The organism is Massilibacteroides vaginae (assembly GCF_900178525.1).
In the GTDB taxonomy this organism is placed as follows: Bacteria; Bacteroidota; Bacteroidia; order Bacteroidales; family Tannerellaceae; genus Massilibacteroides; species Massilibacteroides vaginae.
Genome location: NZ_FXDJ01000009.1, coordinates 270,679 through 294,819 on the forward strand (window position 1 = coordinate 270,679; position 24,141 = coordinate 294,819).

Consider the following 24,141-nt stretch of genomic DNA (forward strand, 5'->3'; position numbering starts at 1 on the left):
CTTTTACCTTGTATTGATTCCATGACTTGCCGCTCTACCTATGGCCCAAGCCATTACATTACACCACACCTGTGAGTTATACACTTCCATTTGTGCATAATTGACACCATAGCTTGGGTGAGGTATTGGGAACATCGTTTCTGTATTCCAGTTTAATGGACAGATTGTATTACTGGAGATAATATAAGGAGTTCCATCTGTTCCCGAAGAGGTAAACCCCCCATCACCGAAATAAACCAGATTTTTTGTTTTATGTCTGAATCCTGTAACGGCATGCAGTCTGTCGTTAGGTACTGCAGAACCATTTAGTGGTACACCGTTGGAATAAATAACAATATCATCAGCAGGTAAATTATACAGAAGTGCAGCAAATGAAGCATCTTCTCCCCATTGTTTTCCTCTGACGTCTCCGAATGGTCCACATAGGATAGGGTCACCATTATATGGATCATCAGGTTCGTCCGGATTTCCAGATAGTTGATAGATAAGTCCAGCAGGATTTTGATGTAATTGTGTAATATTCGACACACCAAAACAAGCATTCATTATATTAGCTACCGTACCCGTTATTCCTCCTCCATTTCCCTCATTAAAAACGAGTACAACCCCATTTTGATTCAGGTATTCTGCGATTATAGCTGCGGTTGTTTTTTGTATATAGGCATTTTGCGTTATGTATAAAATATCAACAAGATCATTCCCATCCAACAACCAATTTCTTAATTTAGATTGATTTACTGGGTAATTCGGATAATCTGTATCTAATTTAGCATCAATTAGCTCAAATCCTTCCGTCTTAACTACACTATTATCATTAGGACCAAAATTATTGGGTGAAGTCAAAACTTTATTGCTGCCAGTATTGGGCAAAGCTATATTATACCCATGCTTAACATCATTTCCTAACACCAATATTTTCATTTTACGATCTACTGTATTTATGGTAGCTTCGCAATACGATCCAGAACTGCTGTTCGTCTTTATCCTTAGTTTAAAAGGTCCGTCTTCACTGTTATGGCTGACTGTTCCACTGCCGCGAAGGATAATGGTTTGTGTTGAACCGGTTAATGTACCAGTACTACGGAAATTAATTCCATGACTGCCTTCAAGGTCTACTGTCTCTATCTCATAACTTTCTCCTTGAATTGAGGCATCATCCGGTGTAAGTGTCACTTTAATATAATGCTCTAACGGATTTAGAACTTTCCCATTCAAATAGGTTCCGAATACTTGTACAGATTCACAGTTTATTGTGTACTTAAAGTTTACATAGTTTTGTTCTACCGGAATAGGGATAGAGAACGGACCGGCTTTTACAAAAAGCGTATCCGAAAGTATTGTGTTTGTAGTGTTTCTTTCCTTTGCGACAACCACAAACTTCTTATTAGAGACAATGTGTACAGGCAATTTGAAAGGAGAGTTATCCCCTTTTTGCCATTCAAACATTACTGTCTCACTTGCAGGAAGATTTGTTTGATAAAAAACAACACGGCTTGAAGTATTAGCTTCAGGAGACAAGATGATTGGCTTCTGGTCCACTCCGAAATAATATTTCCCTTGCACTTCTACATTGGTTATTGTTTCATCCCAGGAGATGAGGTCATAACCAATATTCTCAATCGTAGCGGTAGACTGAAGTGCTAACTCAGGAGTAGCAAAGCCGGGACCTCTCACTTTATTGATATTAAATACATAGCGATAATTTCTGAGAACAGGTAAATAAGTACGCACATCTCCCGGATTGGTTTCGGTAGCGAAATCGAGCCGGTAAAACGTTTCGGTAGAACTGCCGTTATAATATCCACCTACCACTAAGCAATGCATATTGTCGTTTTCGGGTGCAGCAGGAAGTTTTACTTCCGGGATGTATATTTCACGTACATATTTGTCTACCCCTCCATTATCGGCTATTTTATAGTTAATGGGATTGACATCCGCATTTACGTTAGCATTTCCGGGGATAAAAGGCGTAGTATAGTCCGCCATCGAACTGTTCAACGGAGCTACGTAACCTTGATTATAGGTACGGTAGATTTTTATCTCTTTGAGTTTGAAATTACTCAGTCCGGTCACATTCTCGCTTAGCTTTCCATCCTCTGTTGTAAAGTTGATACCTACATCTATCCGCGCAAGAGCTCTATACAGGTTTACCGACTGTGTCGGCATAGAAGCAGAAACAGTAACCAGATCAGACTCGCCCCACATCGGAAACGGAGTATAGTTTTGTGTTCTTGCATTCCATTTACCGGAAGTAGAAAAAACCATTAGCTCCAAGGCTTCAGTTTTTGTTGTTGTACCCGAAACTAAAGAAGAAGAAGAAGCTATCTCATGATTCGCGACAATCACCATACGATATTTCTCGCCGGGCTGACTTTTCATTAATTTAACCGTGATCATTGCCTTGGTTCCATCTTGCGTATCATACTCTACCGAGCCGCTTAATGGAGCTTTATAAACGTATTTCTCTGTCCCTGCAACTTCTTTAAAAACAAGTACATTTAATTTATTGATGTCGATCATTCGTTCAGCGGCATCATTCATTGCTTTTGTCGAAACGTCTCTTGTTTGCTGTGACATGAGTTCGGGCAGATTCATGTGGATCTGCAGATAGCTATCGCTTCCATTTATATCCGGAGACAGGTTTACCGGTGTCTCGTCATGCACACAAGACGAGAGTCCGTATAATCCTAAAATCAATAGCGTATATATATATTTCATCATTTCAAACTCCTTTCTTTAGTTGCAGGCCGTTTTACATTTCAACCGGAATATTATTAATTACCCAACCATTAATAATGATGGTAGCTCTTATCCAGGCATTTTCAGGAAGTGTGCCCGGAGATTCATCTATAAAAAGTGAAATCACGTATTCATCTTGACGATCAAGATATTCCTGCAACCCCCAGCTTTTATGGCTTTCCATTCCTGTCAGAGAAAAAAACCAAGGCAGGTTTACGCTTACAATTTCCGTGCCGTTATCTTTTGTGGTTATTTGTAAACGAGGATTGTCGGTATCTACCGCATGAACCAATAAACGAGAAGTGTTTAGTTCAACGACAGCTGCCTTTTGCAGTTCGTCCGGATGAAGCGCCTCAGCGGTTTGAGGCACAATGTTTGCCGCATAATAAGGACGATACGTAATAGCTTCGTCGCTTAACAGACTGTAATCATAATTTACATGGCCGTTACCTACACGATCAACAATACTAACTGTATAATTATTTATATCTAACTCACTGCTTCCGCTATAAGGAAGAAGTAGCACTCTGATCTTTTTGTTTATTTTTTTCAACGGAACAACGACATTTTGTGTGGTATTGAGGTTGTTTATTTCAACATCTGTCATACCTACAAGTAAGTTATTTAACTCATGCTGTTGTGTTCCGGCTGTTCTTTTTAAATAATAGGTAAGGTCGGTCAGGACAGACGCTCCTACGGTCATGTCCGGTATTTTAAAATCAGCCTCATCAGCTTTCAGGTGATCACTTTTAGCCCAGGCTACAAATTTATATTTGCCGGCTTTCAGCTCACTTGTTCTTACGGCATAATCATTCGTGATCTGTATGTTTCCACTTACTTCTTTCATAATAAGCGTACCGCTGCTATCAAAGATATAAAGAGCCACATAATTCGTCTGACCACTAAGTGCGTTAGCTGACAACATGTTATAGCTGTAATCAAATCTTATATTAACTTCGCCGCAATCATTTCTGTTATCATCGATGCATGACGAGAACGCAAGTGCGATAAGCAGGACGAACATAGCGCGCAGATATATCTTTTCTTTATTACGGTTCATCATAACTGATCCCATTAATTCGTTATTCTAATTTATTTATAATTATGCTTTTTATTAAGCATTGTATTAAAATCAAGCTCTGTAAGCAACCCTCATTGGGTTGAAAATTTCTTAACAGATAAGCAACCTGTCATTTTATCAATCAGAAACACGTTCTAACTATTTTGATTATAGAGAATTATATCAAGAAACGTGGGGGATATCTACCCCCACGCCCTAAAAATCAGTATAATTGATTAGAAATCTACTCCTATAGCATTTAATACCCAAGGATTGATTGTTACCGTTACATTAATGTAAGCCTCTTCTTCATCAATAGGAGGATTAGTAGGATCTGTTGGATCTAATGGATCTGTTGGCTTAGTTGGATCCGGATCAACAGGATTAACACTACCACCAGGTACGTCATCACCTATCTTAGAGATTGAATTCAGCGTAAGTTCATAAACAGAGTTTCTGAATACACTGTAATAATTTTTACCTCCTAAGCGGTGGTTGGCATTTATATCCTTAATAAAATGAGTATAATACATTATACCATCTTCATATACCTGAATACCAAGCGCTCTTAGTTTAGGATAATCTACCGGTGTAACAGTAGCTGGTACGTTAGCATTACTTGCAAAAGTTGGTAACGCCTTAATAACTGAATAATCGGTAGTCACAGTGTTCAAAAATTTGTAGAAGGTAGGAGCATTTGCAGTTCCTTTCTTTGCCTGAACTTTGTAAATCAACCCTGTTGTTTCTCCCTTTCCTGCAGTAAGTTCTCCATTTGTTAAAACAGAATACGCCGGACGGTTTTCTGTTGTGTAAACAGCTGCAGTCCCAAAGTTTGTTGCTTTATTATCGGTTATTTCTGTGATTGCTCCAGCCACCTTAGTCAAGGTCGTATAATCACCAATATGGTGCCAATATTGAGAAGAAGCATTAAATCCGTTAGCATAAGATGGTGTAGACAAAATTTGGAAAGAACCATCAATTTCCCATTTTTGCACCAGGTTAAAATCTTTATTTACATTCAGAACCGCAAAACCTAGCACGTCAACTCCATCAACAATCGGGCTACTAGTAGCATCAGCTGCAAGTCCTGTAACTGTAGGAGCATTCGGTTTATATACAATTTTACTTGCTACACGATCCACCTTTACGGCAACGTTAAGTGCATTTGCAGCTGTATTATGGGTTGGCAAAATTGTTGCCTGAACACCTCCTGCAGGTACGCCGGCAGTTGAAGTTCCATTGAATTCATTTACCATCAAGAATGAACCGTTCTTATAGCCACTTGTCGCCTCTGTAGCGGCTGCCACATTGATTACTTTTGTAATAATATTACCCGTCAAGTCCGCTGTTGATCCTGGGTAATTAACAAGTGCATAAACATAATGAGAACCCGGAGAAACCTGAGCAGCAACAGTTCTAAGTGTAGGAGCAGCTGCCGGATCTATGCTTACCTGTACTGCTTCTTTAATGGCACCAAGCTCTGTAGTCAACACAATTGTAACACTGGAAATATTACTCTCCGCAGCAATACCTGGATCTGTGGTCTCCCCAGTTCCATTCGTCTTTGTTTGCGGAGCACTAATATCAAGACTGATATATCCTTTCAATGATCCGTCGGGCCCGTTCTCTATAGGCTGATCATCACTACAAGCTGTAAGTGCAAGTGCAGCAAAGCCTGCCAAAAATAAACTTTTGATTTTCATAACTTTAAAAATAAATTGGTTTGTAAATAATCTTAATAATCCTCTTTTTATAATTCGAATTTAATCTGATAGTTTTTTTTCTATGTTAAACAGTCATTCTTCTATTTGATATAATATTTTATATTCAGTTCTTCTTAAAATAGGGAAATAACTTGTTTTTAAGGTTTCGTATGTCTTCCCTTTACCCAGCCGCATCAGAGCCTGTTCACGTTCGTCAAACGAAGGAATCGTTCTAATGATGTTCAATATTTCATCTTTTTCAGAAAGGTTGCTTTCTTCCACTTTATCGGTTAACCCTTCCCAATCTTCTGCTACATTTTTGATGTATATATGCGTTGGGGCGAGATTTAACTTGTAGTAATTATTTATGTATTCAGACAATGCCTGAGCACGTTCACGCGAGAGTCGGTCGTTAATTGCATACGGACCGTCGGGCGAGGCATAGCCGGTGATCTCCAGTCCGGTGATTTTAGCATCCGGGTTTTTATTGACCTCGCTGATCAACTCGCCGATTTGAATCAACTCTTTACGATTAACTCCGAAATCTATATTAATAATCGATTTTCCGATTGGAAAGTCAATATACGCCGTGCCCTCCTTATGGAATACTTCTTTAGCAACAGGTTCCGGTTCCGGTTCGGGCAAAGGCTCAGGCTCAGGTTCAGGAATAGGGTCTGGTTCGGGAACAATTAGTTGAGCCAATTTCAGCTCCTGTTCGTAGGTGTTTGCACCACAGCTCCAAACGATCTGTTTCGCATATAAATAAGCACCATTCATCCAATCGTCGTAGCTAAAATCAGAATCAAACGCGATCAAATTACTTCCCGGCTCGCCTACTGTATAGATCTGCGAAGGAAGTGCCCCGTGCTTTTTATTGTTTCCCTTCAAAGCAAGCTGTCTTTTAATACTATGCTTCCGCAAGGATCCATTAATCAGTACTGAATCGAAATTGACAATACGATCATCTTTTTTACAAAAAAAAATCAATTAGGACCAAAGCGGTTAATTAAGAGCGAATTAGGCAGTGTGAAATTATTATTGGTAATGATTTAGTAATGGTGCTTACTGCATTCATTTATATTCAAATTCCTTGTAACTCAATTACAAAAGTACAAAAAATAAAGCAATGAATCACTGGAAAAGCAATTACTTGGTACAGCATGCTTCAGTGATAATTATCAGATAATTCAACGGGTTATGATTGGTCAAATAATTTATTAGCTGTCATAATCTATATCCAAATTATGTCTGTATAAAAGACCTACAAGGTTAAGTGCCGAAAACTTCGCTTTTTTCATCTTGTTAACGTCTGGGTCTATAGCAAAATTTACTGCTGTCCTGAAATCTGTTTTTTCTAGAATAGAATTAGAGAATATAGCAGAGGAAAGGTCACATCCTAAAAATTCAGAGGCCGTCAGATCAGCCTCACCAAATTCAACGTCTTTTAATGTACAGTTCTTGAAAGTAGTTTTTCGAAGCTTTGTTCCAAAAAAATTACTGTAGTCTAAATGACATTCCGTAAACGAAAACGAAAACGCAAACTTGCTACATCTTGCAAAGTCTACCCCCAGCATTTTGCACCCAATAAATACAGCATTCCTGAATCCGGTTCCGTCAACGTCCACCATTGAAAAGTTACATTGTTTAAAAGTGCAATCTTCAAAATTATTGTCCTTTAGATCACTCTTGTTAAAATCACAACTGACAAATTCACACTTTATGAATTCTCTGTTTCTCAGTTTCTTTTCAGAGTAATTTATACCGGAAAATATTTTGTCTTGATGAATTACGGTTTCTTCCATTTTATATATTTTATATCCAAACAAGTTTAATTTTAAATATCAACAGTTTTAAGTAAGCACTTGAGAATCATTTTATTTGTTTTGTGATTCAATATATTATCCATTAATTGGTGTTAATACCTAATAAAGAATCGGTTACTTTAATTGCTGTAAAAAATTTAAAACCTTGGGTTTATCTTTTTCAGTAAGGTGTATACTACCCATATTTTCTGAGTACCAGATAGCATCTGCCACCAGAAAAACAATAGTACTATGTATGCTCAACTCCTCTCCATCGGTTGGCAAAATGTGAAGATTGTACCAATCTTCCCATTGTAGGCGATACTTGGAGTTAATCATGATTGCTTGGAGAATGATTCGCATTGTTTTAGCGTATTTTTCATCATTTTTCTTTTCTAAGATAAATTTCAGATAAGCAAAAGCACCATCCTTATCGACATTTTGATCTCTGTATTTTTTTACTTTATCCGTAAGGTTAATCAGGCTTTGATTTACTAGCTCATCCAGTAATTCTTCCTTATTCCTAAAATGATGGATAATCCCTCCTTTACTCAAACCTGTCCAATCAGCAATAGATTGAAAAGTTACGTGGTGCCAGTCTGATTCTGATCCAATGTGAATAGCCGCGTCGATAATCAACTGCTTACTTAATTCCGGTTCCTTTTTTCGGGTATATGAGCTATTTTCCAAATTATATCTTTATAGTTTATAACAAGCAACATTTGCAAAGATACCGAACGTTTGGTTTGTTTTGACATCGAATCATTAATTATTTTAAATACTTTTTCATTAACAGTTATGTCCTTTAATAAGACATGTCCTCATGGTGTTTTTCTGATTAAAACATAAAAATATTGCTACTAGAAATGGATAAAAATTTCCCAAGTTGGTTAGTACTTGGGAAATTTTCTCGTTTATAATAACAAATTTTGTAAAATATGGAAGAGACTATCTAATTTCTAAATATGTCACTTATGAGAATATCCCTGCCAAATATTATTGCTGAAATAAACAGTAAAGAGAGTAGATTATCCTCAGAGTTATCTCTGATTGTAGAAGAAGCCTACCAAATGACGATTTTTTTGCAAGATTTACTTCTCTCTGTGAAAGATTATGTAATCTCAAACGGATTTAAAAACAACGAAGAAGAAATTGATTTCTTCCGAAACATCAAACCATATATTTTAGGAAAATTAATCTACTACAATAAGCTGTTTAGAATAGAAACCGTTTGTCCAGTCAATGAAGGTGAGATCTATCATAAGTACTTTTCTAAGCATCTTGAAAAATTGAAGATAGATTACAGTGAGCACATCTGTAATTCTGATTTTTATAGATACTATCGTTCAGGCAGGGTTGACAGAGATGATTTATACTTCAGGTTAGGTAATGTTAATTGTTATGATGGATTAAATAGTATTGCTTTTGAAATCGATTTACAATTCTCAACTTACTATGACTACAAAATTGCCAAAATCATTTCAAATGATTTGCTATATTCTTATTTAATAAATAAGATAGCCCCTGATGATAATACAGGTATAAAACTGGATCATATAGATTCTATAAAAGAATTAACATGGACAAACTCAAAAAATGCACTTATTGAACTAATTTATGCAATACATGCGTCAGGAACAATTTGTCATGGCAAAATTGGGATTAGAAAGCTCGGCTTGATCTGTCAGATACTTTTTAAAATTCCTCTTAACGATGTACATCATGCATTTCATAGAATGAAAACTAGGAGTGGTTCGCGAACTACATTTTTAGATCAGCTTAAAATATCTCTTGAAGAATATATGGATAAAGATCTATAGTTACTTCGATACACCAATCTTAAAAGCAGTACCCTAAACGTACTGCTTTTTTCTTTACCCATATTTGCCAATTGGCAAATGTTCACAAACCGTTATTGCTGATGCTTTCATGTATTCTTAATGCCTAACAACTAGGTGTTTATATGATTCAAGAAAATTTAAAAAAAACTCCAAACCAATTGGCAGAGCTTGGCAGACAATACCAGCCAGACAATCCAACTTTGTATCGTAATTAATAAATACGTGTACAATGAAAATTATAACAATCGAAGAAGAAGCGTGGAAACAGCTCAATGAGCGGTTAAAGGCAATTAATGATTTTATCCTGAAATCAGAAGATACCAGCTATGATAGCCTCTGGCTGAACAACCATGAAGTATGTCAGTATCTCCATATTAGTGAAAAAACACTTTGGCGAATACGTACAAAAGGAGAAATAGCTTATTCCAAAATGTATGGACAGTATTTCTATACCATTGGAGCTATAAAAGATATGCTTAATGCCAATGCCGTACAGACCAGCGATGAATATGTACAGGAGCTTATGGCTAAAGGCAAGAGTTACATTGAGAAAGGTAGAAAACTAAAGAATTCTTAAAGGACTACATTATGAATATAGATAGAATAGAATTTATATCGTGGATGGAACGCATTATGGATCGTTTCGATATGCTAAAAGATAGCTTAACAGATATTGAAAAAAAGAAAAACACCATAGATGGTGAAGTATTATTAGATAATCAGGATTTACTTCAGATGCTTAAAATCAGTAGTCGTTCTTTACAACGTTATCGTTCTTCTGGCAAGTTACCATACTATACAATCAGCGGTAAATTATATTACAAATTAACTGACGTACATCAGTTTGTAAGAGAAAGCTTCAATACTCCATTGCACCGTACTAAAGACAGCAAGTGACAAATAATGCCCCTAAAGGACGCTTTGGTCATACCTTTTTGTGTATAGGTTATTTTCGAAAAGATAACAGTTTTAAAACAATAAAATTATGAGTGAAGAAACAATAGATAGTCCGCAATTACCGGATCAATTATCGGAAACACTTTTGGTATTGGACAAAGAAAAAAACAGGATTCAGGTTGTCAAAGGAATTGATAAAGACGGCAATCTCAAAACTGTAGAGCCAAATGAGAAAAACCAAAATCAGTTTATGCGTGTGGATAAACACGGAGATATGTTTTCTAACTTCTTTTCCAATTTTTTCCGTCAACTGAAGAATCCTACCCATTTTAAATTTTTTAAAGTACCAGCTGATGAAGCAATTGATACGGCAAAAAAAATGCAGCAACAGATTGATACACCTACTAAAGAAGGGGAATCAGTAATGGCAAAGCATGAGGTAAAAGAACCAGAGTTAAAACAAGAAAATCATAAAAATATGGAAACAACACAAAAAACTCCGGAAACAGGCGAATACCGTTTCAAGCCGGAACAGATTGATTGGGAAATGATGAACAATCTTGGATTGAGCAAAGAATATCTGGAAAAGAGAAACTTGCTTGATCCTCTTTTAAAAGGATATAAAACCAATGAATTGGTAACAGTTACGCTAAACCTCGGAACTGCTGTTTCCCGTCCTGAAGGCAGGTTGTCTTTACAGCCCGGCGAAGATGGCAAAGCTGTTATGCTTATCCATAGCGTAAGAAAAGAACCTCAATTAAACTTCCCTTTCTTTGGGCATGAATTCAGCAAAGAGGATAAAGAGAATCTGATTAAAACAGGCAATATGGGGCGAACTGTTGATCTTAAAAACCCTAAAACAGGTGAAACAATACCTTCCATTATAAGTGTAGATAGACTAACCAATGAGCTTATTGCTCTGCGGACAGATAAGATTAAAGTACCTGATGAACTAAAAGGCGTACAATTGAATGAGCAGCAGAAACAAACTCTTATGGAGGGTAAGCCACTATTGATTGAGGGAATGATCTCAAAAAAAGGTACTTCATTCGATGCTACAGTTCAATTCAATGCCGACAAACGTTATGTAGAGTTTTTATTTGATAGAACCACCAACAATAAGCAGACACAAAATCAGCAGCAAACACAATTACAAGGTACTTCTCAGGAAGCTCCGCGAAATTTCCGAGGAAAAGAACTGGATGACAAACAGTACGAGAAATTCAAAGAAGGTCAAACTGTATATGTAGATGGATTACTGGATAAAAAAGGCCAGAAATATCAGGGTTATATAACTTTTGACAAGGAAACAGGCAAAACAGGCTTTTCGTTTAACAACCCTGATAGGTTGAAAGAAAAAATCCAACCTGTTGAAGCACATAAAACTCAGACAGCTGTTAATTCTCAGGGAAAAACTAATGAGGCTACAAAAAATTTAAAAGAGCCTTTAAAGACAGGGCAGAAAAACCCTGACAGTAAGACGCAACAAGAGCAACAGGAAAAGCCAAAAGCTCCCGCTAAATCCAAAGGCAAAAAAATGTAAATCTCCAAAATAGCAAAATATGAAAGTAGTAATAGCAGAAAAGCCAAGTGTTGCAAGAGAGATTGCCACAATATTGGGTGCAACAGAAAAGAAAGAAGGATTCTTGACAGGTAATGGGTTTTACGTTACCTGGGCATTTGGGCATTTGGTTGCTTTGGGAATGCCTGAAGATTATGGTATCTCAGGTTTTCAAAGAGAATCCTTACCAATGCTTCCTAATCCCTTTTTATTGACAGTAAGGAAAATCAAAAAAGGCAAATCGTACGTACCTGATAACGGAGCTTTAAAACAGTTAAAAATTATTGAGCAGGTTATCAGTAAAAGCGAAAGTATCATTGTAGCTACTGATGCCGGACGTGAAGGGGAATTGATATTTCGTTATATATACGATTACTTTAAATGCAATAAACCTTTTGAGCGTCTTTGGATAAGTTCTTTGACCGAAAAAGCCATTAAACACGGTTTAGAAAACCTAAAACCTGGTAGTGACTTTGATGGACTTTACCATGCCGGACAAGGCAGAAGTCGTGCCGACTGGTTAGTGGGCATCAATGCTTCACAAGCATTGAGTATTGCCGCTGGGCATGGTGTATATTCGCTTGGACGAGTGCAAACACCCACATTAGCCCTCATCTGTAAAAGGTATCTGGAAAATAGAAACTTCTCAATAAAAACTTATTGGCAGATAAATCTGGAACATCATAAGGAATCAATAGATTTCAAAAGTCTTTCAAAAACTAAATGGGACGATAAAAAGCTAGCTGAAGACATACTGAAATCGTTACAGCGTATTGGAATAGCTAGAGTGATTGAAGCAGAGAGTAAAAAGATAGCAGAGCAACCGCCTCTATTGTTCGATCTGACAGGATTACAAAAAGAAGCTAATAAAAAACTTGGACTCTCTGCGGATGAAACGCTTAACATTGCTCAAAGCCTTTACGAAAAGAAACTGATTACCTATCCGCGTACAGGTAGTAAATATATTCCTGAAGATCTATGGGCTGAAATCCCTGGTCTAGTAAGACTACTAGAAAACAGAGAATCGTGTAAGGAAGCCAGCAAAAAAGTGAAATGGGGACGTTTCAATAAACGTATGGTGAACGATGTCAAAGTAACGGATCATCATGGTTTACTCATTACTGAAAAAATACCCGCTGAATTACCTGCCAAAGAAAATGCAATTTATGATATGATAGCTTTCAGATTATTGGAAGCCATCTCACATCCATGCTCCAAAGAAATAACAGATATTACCTTACAAGTAATACATTATGATTTTATTTTGAAAGGTTGTAAAATTCTTGAACCGGGTTGGCGTGCTATTCGTGGAAATTTTAGTGAGGATGACAGTGAGCCTATACAAGATATCCCCGAACTGAAAGTTGGTGAAGAAGTTAATATCAAAAGTATGCAGGTAATAGAAAAGAAAACTAAACCTCCTGTATTGTACACCGAAGCCGGATTGTTATCAGCAATGGAAAGTGCTGGGAGGGAAATTGAGAGTGAAGAGGAACGTAAAATTTTACAGGGGATTGGTATTGGCACCCCAGCTACAAGAGCAGCTATAATAGAAACTCTTTTTAAGCGTGACTATATTCGTCGCGAAAAGAAATCACTCATCCCAACAGAAAAAGGTTTGCAGGTTTATGATTTAGTTAAAGACAAAAAGATTGCTGATGTTGCTATGACCGCAGAATGGGAGTTAACATTACAGCAAATTGAAAATGATCAAGAAGATGCCACCATATTTCTTAAAGAAATGGAGTTATATGCAGATTTTATTACAAAGGAACTATTAGAATCTACTATTGTAAAACAGAAACAACCTGAACTGGAATGTCCAAAATGTAAACAACAGCAACTCCTCATTTGGAATAAGGTGATAAAATGTCCCGATGAAGTTTGTAATTGGATACAGTTTCGTAATGTTTGCGGAGTATTATTGAGTACCAATGATATTGAAAGTCTTTTAAAAACACGAAGAACAAAACTCATAAAAGGAATGCAAAGTAAATCAGGCAAAAAATTCGATGCATACATTGTGTTGGATACAACCGGAAAAAGCTCTTTCGAATTTCCACCCAATAAACAAAAAAAGAAATGAGTAATATAATCCTGTCCAAAAAAGAAATAGAAAAACTGATTTTCACCATTCGAGATAAACACGTAATGCTGGATAGCGATCTGGCTTCCTTATATCAGGTAGAAACTAAGAACCTAAATAAAGCCGTGAAAAGGAACATCGAAAGATTTCCACAATCGTTTTGTTTTCAGTTAACCGAAGAGGAAGCTGAAAACTTGAGGTTCCAGATTGGAACCTCAAGTTTAAACTATGGTGGAAGACGTTATTTACCCTATGCTTTTACCGAGCAAGGTGTGGCAATGGCTTCCGCCATTCTTCGTTCGTCTACAGCGATTAAGGTCAGTGTTGAGATTATGGAAGCCTTTGTAGAAATGCGTAGAATACTCATCAGTAATGCTTCTTTGTTTCATCGTTTGGATAAAATGGAACTGAAACAGTTGGAAACCGATCAAAAATTTGAAGAGATATTCAAAGCTCTGGAAAGTGACAAGCTACACATTGAAAAAGGGATTTTCTATAGTGGACAGGTTTTCGATGCCTACGCCTTTGTATCAGATATTATTCGAAGTGCTAAAGAGTCCATTATCTTGCTTGACAATTATGTGGATGATACTGTACTTACGCTACTAGGTAAACGAGAACAATCTGTAACCGCAACAATCTATACCAAAAGCATCAGCAATCAGCTTCGGTTGGATTTACAAAGGTACAACAGTCAATATCCCCGTATTGAAGTTGAAGTTTTTGCCGATAGCCACGACCGCTTATTAATTATTGACAGTACGGAACTTTACCACATTGGGGCTTCGCTTAAAGACCTGGGCAAAAAATGGTTCGCATTTTCACGAATGAATATAGAAGTGAGCAAAATTCTTCAGGTACTTAACAAATAACAAACCCTCCGAATATGGAGGGTTTTGTCATTATTATGGGGAGTGTAACTCAAACTGTGTCATTGGATTTAAATCTTAAAAACCTCTTTCTAATTTGAGTCTATCCCCAAATCTAATATAAAGTTGGGATATGGTCAAGCCCCAGTTATGCATTGGCATCGTCCATTTTTTTGCAATATCTTTAATAATTAAATACATCAATTTCATGAGCGCCTGTTCAGAGCTGAAAGCTCCTTTAGATTTAATAATTTTTCGTATCTGACGGTGCATTCCCTCGATTGGATTTGTGGTGTATATAATCTTGCGAACCTGATCCTCGTATTCAAAGAAAGTAGAAAGATTGGTCCAGTTATCCATCCAGGATTTGGCAGCAAGTGGGTATTTCTTGCCCCATTTTTCTTCAAAAGACAGTAGGTTTTCATATCCCATTTCTTCGTTCACAGCCTTATAGACCGGTTTTAGATCCTCCATGACAAGCTTCTTGTCTTTTTCGGTTACGTAACGCATACTTGTTCTGATCTGGTGAACAATACACAACTGGATCTTTGTTTTTGGAAAAATAGCTTCTATGGCCTCAGGGAACCCTTTTAGACCATCAATACAAGCAATAAGGATGTCTTCAACGCCACGTTGCTTTAAATCTGTAAGAACTGAAAGCCAGAACTTAGCTCCCTCATTTTCTGAGCTATAAAGACCAATCAGATCTTTTCTACCATCCATACCAACTCCCAGGATATTATAGATAGCCCTCGATTCAACAGTTCCATTCTGGCGAACCTTGATGTGCATACAGTCTAGGAATACAAAGGGATAAACAGCTTCAAGAGGCCTGCTACGCCACTCATTTACCGCTGGAAGCACGCTTTCTGTAATACGCGATATTTCTGTGGCAGAGATCTCCATTGCATACATTTCGCGTATAAACTCGCTTATCGCCCGTGTGCTCATTCCTTTGGCATACATGCTCAACACATGTCCCTCAAGCTGTTCAGTGATGATTAATTGTCTCTTAGGTACTACTTTAGGCTCGAACGTTCCCGATCTATCCCGACCTGTCTCCAGCTCAAAAGTTCCGGTATTGAGACCTCGGACTGTCTTTTTTGTCTTGCCATTTCGACGATTGCTATTGCCCGAAGCTTTCTCTTCGTTCAAGTGGTTTTCCAGTTCTCCATCCATCATCGATTCCAACAGATGCTTCATTAACGGCGCTAGGACGCCATCATTGGGAGATAAACTTTTACCTTCGTAAAGACCTTGCATAGCTTCTGCCTTGAAGCGTTCAAAGTCGAATGGGTCTTTTTCTTTCATGACCGTGTCGTTTGAATAATTGAATATAAATAATCTTATTGAATTATTCCTCTGACACAGTTTACGTTACAGTCTCTTATTATGCCTTAGAAGCATCTAAAGATGCTTTTCTAAATTCTTTTAGCAGTTTTTCAAGTTCTAAAGAGGTTTTACGAGCTCTTGTTCCTGCTGCTTTGTTTCCTTTGTCTGCCTGTAATTCAGCATCTACTTTTAACGCTTCAAATGAAGCATTGATTTTTTCGATTAGTTCTTTCATTATGATAATGGATTAAATTGTGATGCAAAAATAAAAAAATATGCTTAAAGCATTTTCATAGAGATTTCCCTACTTTGTAATTTAGTAAATGTATTTTTTTAAGATTAAAGCTCCACAATGTCCCCCAAACCCAAAGCTGTTGCTCAAGGCATAATTCACCGTTTTTGAAAACGCCTTACTACCTAAGGACAGATTTAATTCTTTTGGTATATTTTCATCAATTTCGGTCGTATTTATAGTTGGTGGAATTAAATCGGTTTTTACGCTTAAACAAGTTGAAATGGCTTCAATAGCACCTGTACCTCCCAATAAATGCCCAGTCATAGATTTTGAAGCACTTACCTGAATTTTATCAAGGTTTGATGAAAATAATTTCTCAATCGCTTTAATTTCTGATAAATCACCAAGTCCAGTCGATGTCGCATGTGCATTAACATAATCAATATTATTTGGATTTAAGTTGGCTTCTTTTATACCTTCCCTCATGGCCAAAAATGCCCCAGTTCCTTCGGGATGCGTTCCCGTAATGTGATAGGCATCTGAACTTTCTCCACCACCTACAATTTCCGCGTAAATTTTAGCTCCTCTTTTTATTGCCGAGCCTAAGCTTTCGACAATCAAAGCCCCGGCTCCTTCACCGACCACAAATCCATCACGGCTTGTATCAAAAGGCCTTGAAGCAGTACCGAAATTTTCATTATTGGTCGACATGGCCTTCATCGCGTTGAACCCGCCAATGGAAGATGCTGTTATGGGAGCTTCAGAACCGCCCGTAATAACGATATCCGCTTTGCCTAAACGGATGTAATTAAATGCCTGAATAATGCTTTGTGTAGAAGAAGCACAAGCGGTAACAGGGCAATAATTAACTCCCCTTAATCCGTAATTGATAGAAATTATACCAGACAAGCCATTAGAAATGATCTTGGTAATAAAAAATGGATTAAACTTTGGTTGAAAATTACCTTTTGCATAATCGATGACTTCATGCTCGAACGTTTCAAAGCCACCAATTCCACTGGAAAAAATGACACCTATCCGGTTTACATTCAATTTCGAAAAATCTAATTCTGCATCTTTTACAGCTTCATCTACGCAAATAAGTCCGTACTGCGTAAATCTGTCCATTTTTCTTGCTTCTTTCCGATCGAAGTAATCTAAAGCCTCATAATTCTTGATTTCACATGCAAATTTTGTCTTGAAATTTGTTGTGTCAAAACGCGTTATTTTGTCGGCACCAGAGTCTCCGTTAAGCAAGTTGTTCCAATATTCCATTGTGTTTTTTCCAATAGGAGTAATTGCTCCTAATCCTGTGATAACTACTCTTTCCATTTTTTTAATATTTACGCATATACCTACCGGTATATGCTTGTTCAAATTTTTTTATTTAAATTTTCAGACTATTAATTTCAGACTGTAAAAAATCGATGCTTTCCATCAATATTTCTGGTTTTTCAAGTGTTTTTGCTAGCAAAATACTTCCTTCAATCAGAGCAATTAACCGATATGCAAAAACACTCGCATCCAAATTTTTTATTTCATTTTTATTGGCACCATCTTCCAGTATGGAGACAATGGTCTTGTGCCAACTTTGGATTGATTTAGTGACCTCCATTTTTAGCAAATCATTTCCATCATCTGCGTCAACGGATGTATTCAAGATGGCACAACCTCCGTTTTGGAATATTGGCTTAAATTCCGTTTTGTAATGACCTAAGAATGCAATCATTTTTTCGGCTGAATGCTCTATTTGATTTATTTTGCCGAGTATTTTTTCAGATTGGAATTTGTAATTGTATCTAAAAGCTTCTACAGCAACCTCATTTTTGTCTTTGAAGTTTCCATAAATACTACCTTTTGTCAAGCCTGTTGCATCAGTCAAATCGGATAAATACGTCCCTGTATATCCCTTTTTGTTGAAAATTGAAGCTGTTTTTTCAATAATGTATTGTCGTGTTTTTTCTGATCTTACCATATTGCAAATATACCGTACGGTATTTGATTGTGCAAATTCATTATAATTTTTTTAATAGACTATTTGTCTCTTAAAATCTGGAACCTCTCAGATGATTGAAATTCTCGTTGCATATTACGCCAAATCCTACCTCTCAAAGCCAAATCCTACCACTTCTATAAAAACTTTGCCTTACTGCTCTAATTTTAGGATTTACGCAAAAATTCTAAATAAAATTTACCATGAGTACACTGCAAAAAGACTTGTCGTATTTCAGACTACGACTGCAAGAACACCTTAACAGCAGCTTCCCCGAAAAAGCAAGCGACCAGAAATTTATTGACCAACGATCTTCATGGGCAGCAAATGCTTATGAAGGAGCATTTCTTTCGGGCAACGCTATAGAGCAATGTAGTGAAATTGCCAATTACATATTATTTGAAGGCTTACATTTCTCCCGTTTCGACACCATTTTTCAAGTGGTTTGCAATGAGTTTGATGCTTTAATGGCAGATGAAGAATTGAAACCATTTGCCCTAAAAATGTTTCCCGTCTGTGAATCTGTTTTCTTGAAATATGAATTAACCGATGATTTCGCATACTGTCATGAGTTTGATGAGCTCTACACAGAAATAACCGGTACCATTTCAATCTGGATAGAGGAAAATGGGCTTCAGTAAACGTCTTCATCTCCAACAGAATATTGAAGCCTTACGTACTGCTTTTAAATTGGAGAAGGAACAGCGGCAAGCTACCGCAGGCGAAAGACTGCTAATGATGCATTATAGCGGATTTGGTGGTCTAAAGTTCGTATTGAACCCTATCTCCAGTGAAGTAGATATCAATCATTGGCGAAAAAACGAACATGATCTTTTTCCAATTACACAGGAATTACACCAACTATTAATGGAGAATTCCGTTGATGATAAACAGTACAGAAAATATGTGGACAGTATGAAAAGCTCTGTCCTAACAGCATTTTACACACCACCACAGGTTATAGATGCTATCTCATTTGCTCTGAAAGATAGTGGACTTAAAATACAGAATTTTCTGGAACCATCAGCAGGTATTGGTGCATTCATACAATCTTTTGCAGATAACGAAGAGACTAGGGTTACTGCCTATGAAAAAGATGTATTAACCGGGAAGATACTAAAACACCTCTATCCAGAAAGTAATATCCGTGTAAGTGGCTTTGAGGAAATTTCCGAAAAAGAACAGAACAGCTATGATGTAATCGCAAGTAATATTCCGTTTGGAGATACTGCTGTATTTGATTTATCCTATTCCCGAAGTAAAGATTATGCAAAAGTACAAGCAGCCAGAAGTATTCATAACTATTTCTTTTTGAAAGGGAATGATATGCTTCGGGAAGGAGGTTTACAGTTTTTCATTACCTCGCAAGGAGTATTAAATAGTCCTAAGAATGAGCCGATACGTAGAGCATTAATGGAAAACAACAATTTGGTGTCAGCTATCCGATTGCCAAATAACTTATTTACAGAGTATGCAGGCACAGAAGTAGGCTCTGATTTGATAATCCTACAAAAGAATACAATTAAGCAAAGCTTATCTGAAGCAGAAGAACTGTTTTGCCAAAGTCAACAGACTGTATACAATACACCAGGGAATGCATTATTTTATAATAACAGCAGGATTGTACATACTGAAAGTAAATTAGATACTGACCCTTACGGACAGCCCGCTTTGATCTATAAACACAATGATGGTGTAAATGGAATTGCTAAAGACCTAACACAAATGCTTTCTAAAGACTTTGGTAGGAATTTAAACTTAGCTTTATACAAAGGTGAACGAAATGAGGAGCCGGCAATAGAAATTCCCGTTACACCAATTTTTACACCTCCTATAATTGAATCAGCAATTACCCAACAGGAACAACAAAGAATTTCACCGCCACAAGAACTAAAACAGCTGAGTATTTTTGACTTATTTGGCAATGATGATGAGTCTATAACAGTAATTGCACCACCAAAGAAAACAGCCCAAAGTCAAAAGAAAAAGTTTAACAGAAACCGTACTCCGATTGGAAAGCAAACCAATCTTTTCAGTGGTGGTATGCAACAACCCTATGTACAGCCTGTTAACAATGAATCTATAAGTAAACCTAAAAACAATGAGCCAAGAGAGCTAATCGGAGATTTATTTTCGCAGGTAAACGAAAAAGATACTGTTGATAAGCTAGTTCTAAAAAACACACTTCCAGAGCCTGCTTTGTATAGTCAGGAAATACAAGCATTTCACCGTAATGACTGCCTTGTGGTAAACAATGGCTGGGTTGGTCATTTACAAAATGTTGACAAAGTTGACAAAACAGGTATATTCCATCCTTTGCAATTGACTTCTTCACAGAAAGCAAGAGCTGAAGCCTATATTGCTATAAGGGATACCTACATAGATCTTTATCAAAAGGAAGCAGAGAAACAAACCGAACATAACTCAGAAAGAGAAACCCTTAACTATTTGTATGATGCTTTTGTAAGAAAGTATGGTAACCTGAATAGTGCTGATAATATTAAGCTTATTAAAACGGATAGTGCGGGGAAAGAAGTACCGTATCTGGAACGTACAATTGGTGGAGTGATACATAAAGCCGATGTATTTAGTCATCCTGTTAGTTTTTCCATCTCTACACTGGCAACGGACAATCCAGAAGAAGCATTAGCAGCTTCATTAAACAAATACGGAACTGTAGATCTGGAATACATGTCTGAAATCAGCAGTATGTCTGCCGATGCTCTTAAAGAAGCCTTGAATGACCGTATTTATTACAATCCGTTAGCTAATGAATACGAAATAGCGGAACGTTGGATTGCAGGAAATGTGGTTGAAAAGGCACACGAACTTAGAAGCCATGTTGAAAATAATCCTGAGGATAAAGAAGCTGCACGAAGCTTAACTATATTGGAAGAATCCCGACCAAGAAGAATAGAGTTTGAAGAACTTGATTTTAATTTAGGTGAGCGATGGATACCGTCCGGAATCTACGCACGCTTTGCCTCACATCTTTTCGACACAGAAGTAAGAATACACTATTCAGATAGTTCAGATGATTTTTCCGTAACCTCTAAACAGGGCAATCAACATATTTGGGAAAAATATGCCGTAAAATCGGAAAGCAGAACATTTGATGGAATTGCGTTACTGAAACACGCTTTAGTAAACACGACACCCGATATTACTAAAAAAGTTACGATTGGAGATCAAGAGGTTAAAGTAAGGGATATGGAAGCCATACAAATGGCAAACAGTAAAATTGATGAAATAAGAACAGCCTTTACTGAATGGCTCCATGCTCAAAACGATGAGTTCAAAACACGACTTACAGATCAATATAATGATAAGTTCAATTGTTTTGTCCGCCCCAATTATGATGGAAGCCATCAGGATTTTCCTGGTCTGGATCGCAAGGCTTTGGGCATAAATGATCTTTATGGAAGTCAAAAGGATACCGTTTGGATGATTAAGCTGAATAACGGAGCCATCTGCGACCATGAAGTCGGTGCAGGAAAAACTTTAGTAATGTGTACAGCGGCACAGGAAATGAAACGACTGGGTTTGGCTCATAAGCCAATGATCATTGGTTTGAAAAGCAATGTTCATGAGATTGCAGAAGCCTATCGTACTGCATATCCGCATGCTAAAATCCTGTTTCCAGGGAAAGATGATTTTACACCTCAAAAACGCTTGCGAATCTTTGGCGATATAAAAAACAATGATTGGGATTGCGTGATATTGACGCATGATCAGTTTGGAATGATACCGCAATCGCCCGAAGTACAAAAGGAAATTCTTGAAATTGAACTGGATAATGTAGAACGAAATCTTGATGCTATGCAATCGCAAGGTGCTGAAGTAACAAGAGGTATGCTTGCAGGAGCTATCAAAAGGAAAGAAAACCTCGAAGTAAAACTTAAAACGCTGCAACACGATATTGAGAATAGAAAAGATGATATTGTAGATTTTAAAATGATGGGTATAGATCATCTGTTTATCGACGAAAGCCACCAGTTTAAGAACTTGATGTTTAATACCCGACATAGTCGTGTAGCAGGATTGGGAAATGTAGATGGTAGTCAGAAAGCCCTGAACTTATTGTTTGCTATACGTACTATTCAGGATCGTACCAATGCCGACATGGGAGCTACCTTTCTTTCGGGAACCACCATCAGTAACTCTTTAACGGAGTTGTATCTGTTATTCAAATATCTTAGACCAAGGGCATTAGAAAAACAAGGTATAAACTGTTTTGATGCATGGGCGGCTATTTATGCAAGAAAAACTACGGATTATGAATTTTCTGTAGCCAATAATATTGTGGCAAAGGAACGATTTCGTTATTTTATTAAAGTACCGGAGCTAGCTCAGTTCTATTCTGAAATTACAGATTATCGCACAGCAAAGGATATAGGGATTGACCGACCGGAGAAAAAGGAAATACTGTACAATATTCCACCTACACCAGACCAGGCAAAATTTATACAAAACCTGATGCAGTTTGCAAAATCCGGGGATGCTACCTTGCTTGGAAGACCGCCATTATCTAAAACGGAAGAAAAAGCAAAAATGCTCATTGCAACAGACTACGCACGTAAAATGTCGCTGGATATGCGTATGGTGAGTGGTGCTTATTATGATCATCCTGATAACAAGGCTTCGCACTGTGCCGATAATATCGCCAAATATTACCAAAAGTTTAATGCACAAAAAGGAACACAATTCGTTTTTTCTGATTTGGGGACCTACAAGTCCGGAGAGTGGAACGTGTATTCTGAAATCAAGAAAAAACTGGTAGAAACACATGGTATTCCTGCTCACGAAGTCCGTTTCATACAGGAAGCTAAAACAGATAATCAACGTAAGGAGCTGATTAAGGGAATGAATGAAGGTAAAATTCGGGTACTATTTGGCTCTACAAGTATGCTTGGAACAGGAGTCAACGCACAGAAGAGAGCTGTAGCTATACATCATTTAGATACACCCTGGAGACCTAGTGATCTTGCCCAAAGAGATGGTCGGGCAATTCGTAAAGGCAATGAAATAGCCAAGCATTTTGCCGATAATAAAGTGGATGTGGTCATCTATGCCGTAGAAAAATCACTGGACAGTTATAAGTTTAATCTATTGTTCAACAAACAACTATTCATAGACCAGCTAAAATCAAATAATCTCGGTAAGAGAACTATTGATGAAGGAAGTATGGATGAAAAGTCAGGAATGAATTTTTCTGAATACGTAGCAATTCTATCAGGAAATACTGACCTTTTAGACAAGGCGAAAGTAGAAAAGCAAATTGCAGGCTTGGAAAGTGAGAAACAGGCATTTAATAGGTCAAAATATAGTGCTAAATATAAACTTGAAGATTTCACAGCAGAGCTTAACAAAGCTCAGTCGCGACATGATCGTATGAGTCTTGATTGGAGTAATCTGCAACAACGTATTCAAAAGAACCAGGATGGTACGATTGTAAACGCTATTCAGCTCACAGGTCTTCCTGCTACTGCTACCATCAAGCAAATAGGTACTAACCTTAATGAATTAACAGATAAATCCCGAACAGGTGGAGATTATGAAGAAATCGGAAGTTTATATGGTTTTCAATTATTGGTAAAAACCGAAATGTCAGAAAAAGATGGAGTCGATATTCGAGTGAACCGTTTTTTTGTACAAGGCGAAGGAAATATAAAATATACATTCAATAATGGAATAATGGCGAAAGAGCCGGAAACTGCCTCAATGAATTTTTTGCGGGCACTGGAAAAACTACCATCCTATATCGCTAAAGAGCAAGAAAATATAACTGATTTTCAAAAAGATATTCCAATACTTCAGGGAGTAGTGGATGGTATATGGACAAAAGAATGTCGACTGAGCGAGCTTAAAACCGAACTTGCCGCAATCGACCGTAAGATTCAACTATCCATTACACCCCAATCAAATAAACAGGAAGATACTCAAAATGAGGCTAAGCTACCAGAATTAACTGCTTCAATGACAAAAAATATAAGTACTAAAAATACATTTTAGCGTAAATATAA

The 24,141-nt window shown here is 37.2% G+C and carries 18 protein-coding genes; 8 read left to right on the forward strand and 10 right to left on the reverse strand.

Annotated features, from left to right (window positions below):
* Window positions 1-3 precede the first annotated feature (3 nt).
* The 6 genes from B9Y81_RS09580 to B9Y81_RS09605 all read right to left on the reverse strand — a co-directional run bounded on the left by B9Y81_RS09580 (window position 4) and on the right by B9Y81_RS09605 (window position 7,994).
* Complete coding sequence (locus B9Y81_RS09580; RefSeq protein ID WP_085536789.1) at window positions 4-2,721, reverse strand: fimbrial protein; 2,718 nt, start codon at window positions 2,719-2,721, stop codon at window positions 4-6.
* A 31-nt stretch (window positions 2,722-2,752) separates the two neighbouring features.
* Window positions 2,753-3,802, reverse strand: a complete 1,050-nt coding sequence (locus B9Y81_RS09585; protein WP_176221475.1) for a FimB/Mfa2 family fimbrial subunit — start codon at window positions 3,800-3,802, stop codon at window positions 2,753-2,755.
* A 233-nt stretch (window positions 3,803-4,035) separates the two neighbouring features.
* Window positions 4,036-5,502, reverse strand: coding sequence for an Mfa1 family fimbria major subunit (locus B9Y81_RS09590; protein ID WP_085536791.1), 1,467 nt, complete (start codon window positions 5,500-5,502; stop codon window positions 4,036-4,038).
* Between the two features lie 93 nt (window positions 5,503-5,595).
* Complete coding sequence (locus B9Y81_RS09595; protein ID WP_139822912.1) at window positions 5,596-6,390, reverse strand: OmpA family protein; 795 nt, start codon at window positions 6,388-6,390, stop codon at window positions 5,596-5,598.
* 329 nt (window positions 6,391-6,719) lie between these two features.
* Entirely contained in the window at window positions 6,720-7,304 is a 585-nt protein-coding gene (locus B9Y81_RS09600; protein WP_058699790.1) for a pentapeptide repeat-containing protein, read from the reverse strand.
* A gap of 135 nt (window positions 7,305-7,439) precedes the next feature.
* On the reverse strand, window positions 7,440-7,994 hold the full coding sequence (locus B9Y81_RS09605; protein ID WP_058699789.1) for a TetR/AcrR family transcriptional regulator: 555 nt from the start codon (window positions 7,992-7,994) through the stop codon (window positions 7,440-7,442).
* A gap of 284 nt (window positions 7,995-8,278) precedes the next feature.
* On the opposite strand from B9Y81_RS09605, the gene B9Y81_RS09610 reads away from it, so the two are divergent.
* From B9Y81_RS09610 to B9Y81_RS09635, 6 genes are all read left to right on the forward strand, one after another.
* A complete protein-coding gene (locus tag B9Y81_RS09610) occupies window positions 8,279-9,124 on the forward strand; it encodes an RteC domain-containing protein (RefSeq protein WP_058700049.1) in 846 nt (281 codons plus the stop codon).
* 250 nt (window positions 9,125-9,374) lie between these two features.
* Window positions 9,375-9,722: a helix-turn-helix domain-containing protein gene (locus B9Y81_RS09615; RefSeq protein ID WP_058699788.1), complete on the forward strand. Its 348-nt coding sequence runs from the start codon at window positions 9,375-9,377 to the stop codon at window positions 9,720-9,722.
* Window positions 9,723-9,733: 11 nt separating this feature from the next.
* Entirely contained in the window at window positions 9,734-10,042 is a 309-nt protein-coding gene (locus tag B9Y81_RS09620) for a helix-turn-helix domain-containing protein (RefSeq protein ID WP_058699787.1), read from the forward strand.
* Between the two features lie 88 nt (window positions 10,043-10,130).
* Window positions 10,131-11,585: a DUF3945 domain-containing protein gene (locus B9Y81_RS09625; RefSeq protein WP_058699786.1), complete on the forward strand. Its 1,455-nt coding sequence runs from the start codon at window positions 10,131-10,133 to the stop codon at window positions 11,583-11,585.
* Between the two features lie 19 nt (window positions 11,586-11,604).
* Entirely contained in the window at window positions 11,605-13,689 is a 2,085-nt protein-coding gene (gene topB, locus B9Y81_RS09630) for a type IA DNA topoisomerase (RefSeq protein ID WP_058699785.1), read from the forward strand.
* A complete protein-coding gene (locus tag B9Y81_RS09635; RefSeq protein ID WP_058699784.1) occupies window positions 13,686-14,561 on the forward strand; it encodes an ORF6N domain-containing protein in 876 nt (291 codons plus the stop codon). The genes topB and B9Y81_RS09635 overlap by 4 nt, the downstream gene beginning before the upstream one ends.
* Window positions 14,562-14,636: 75 nt before the next feature.
* Here the strand turns inward: B9Y81_RS09635 and B9Y81_RS09640 are convergent, their stop codons facing one another.
* From B9Y81_RS09640 to B9Y81_RS09655, 4 genes are all read right to left on the reverse strand, one after another.
* A complete protein-coding gene (locus B9Y81_RS09640) occupies window positions 14,637-15,869 on the reverse strand; it encodes an IS256 family transposase (protein WP_059344605.1) in 1,233 nt (410 codons plus the stop codon).
* A 79-nt stretch (window positions 15,870-15,948) separates the two neighbouring features.
* Window positions 15,949-16,125, reverse strand: a complete 177-nt coding sequence (locus B9Y81_RS09645) for a histone H1 (protein ID WP_058699783.1) — start codon at window positions 16,123-16,125, stop codon at window positions 15,949-15,951.
* 81 nt (window positions 16,126-16,206) lie between these two features.
* Window positions 16,207-17,457, reverse strand: a complete 1,251-nt coding sequence (gene fabF / locus B9Y81_RS09650; protein WP_058699782.1) for a beta-ketoacyl-ACP synthase II — start codon at window positions 17,455-17,457, stop codon at window positions 16,207-16,209.
* A 55-nt stretch (window positions 17,458-17,512) separates the two neighbouring features.
* Window positions 17,513-18,100, reverse strand: coding sequence for a TetR/AcrR family transcriptional regulator (locus B9Y81_RS09655; protein WP_058699781.1), 588 nt, complete (start codon window positions 18,098-18,100; stop codon window positions 17,513-17,515).
* A gap of 221 nt (window positions 18,101-18,321) precedes the next feature.
* Here B9Y81_RS09655 and B9Y81_RS09660 point away from each other — a divergent pair, with 221 nt between their 5' ends.
* Both B9Y81_RS09660 and B9Y81_RS09665 read left to right on the forward strand, forming a co-directional pair.
* Window positions 18,322-18,759 carry a DUF1896 domain-containing protein gene (locus B9Y81_RS09660; RefSeq protein WP_058699780.1) on the forward strand — a complete coding sequence of 146 codons (438 nt, stop codon included), beginning with the start codon at window positions 18,322-18,324 and terminating at the stop codon, window positions 18,757-18,759.
* Complete coding sequence (locus tag B9Y81_RS09665) at window positions 18,746-24,130, forward strand: N-6 DNA methylase (RefSeq protein WP_058699779.1); 5,385 nt, start codon at window positions 18,746-18,748, stop codon at window positions 24,128-24,130. The genes B9Y81_RS09660 and B9Y81_RS09665 overlap by 14 nt, the downstream gene beginning before the upstream one ends.
* The last annotated feature ends 11 nt before the right edge of the window (window positions 24,131-24,141 follow it).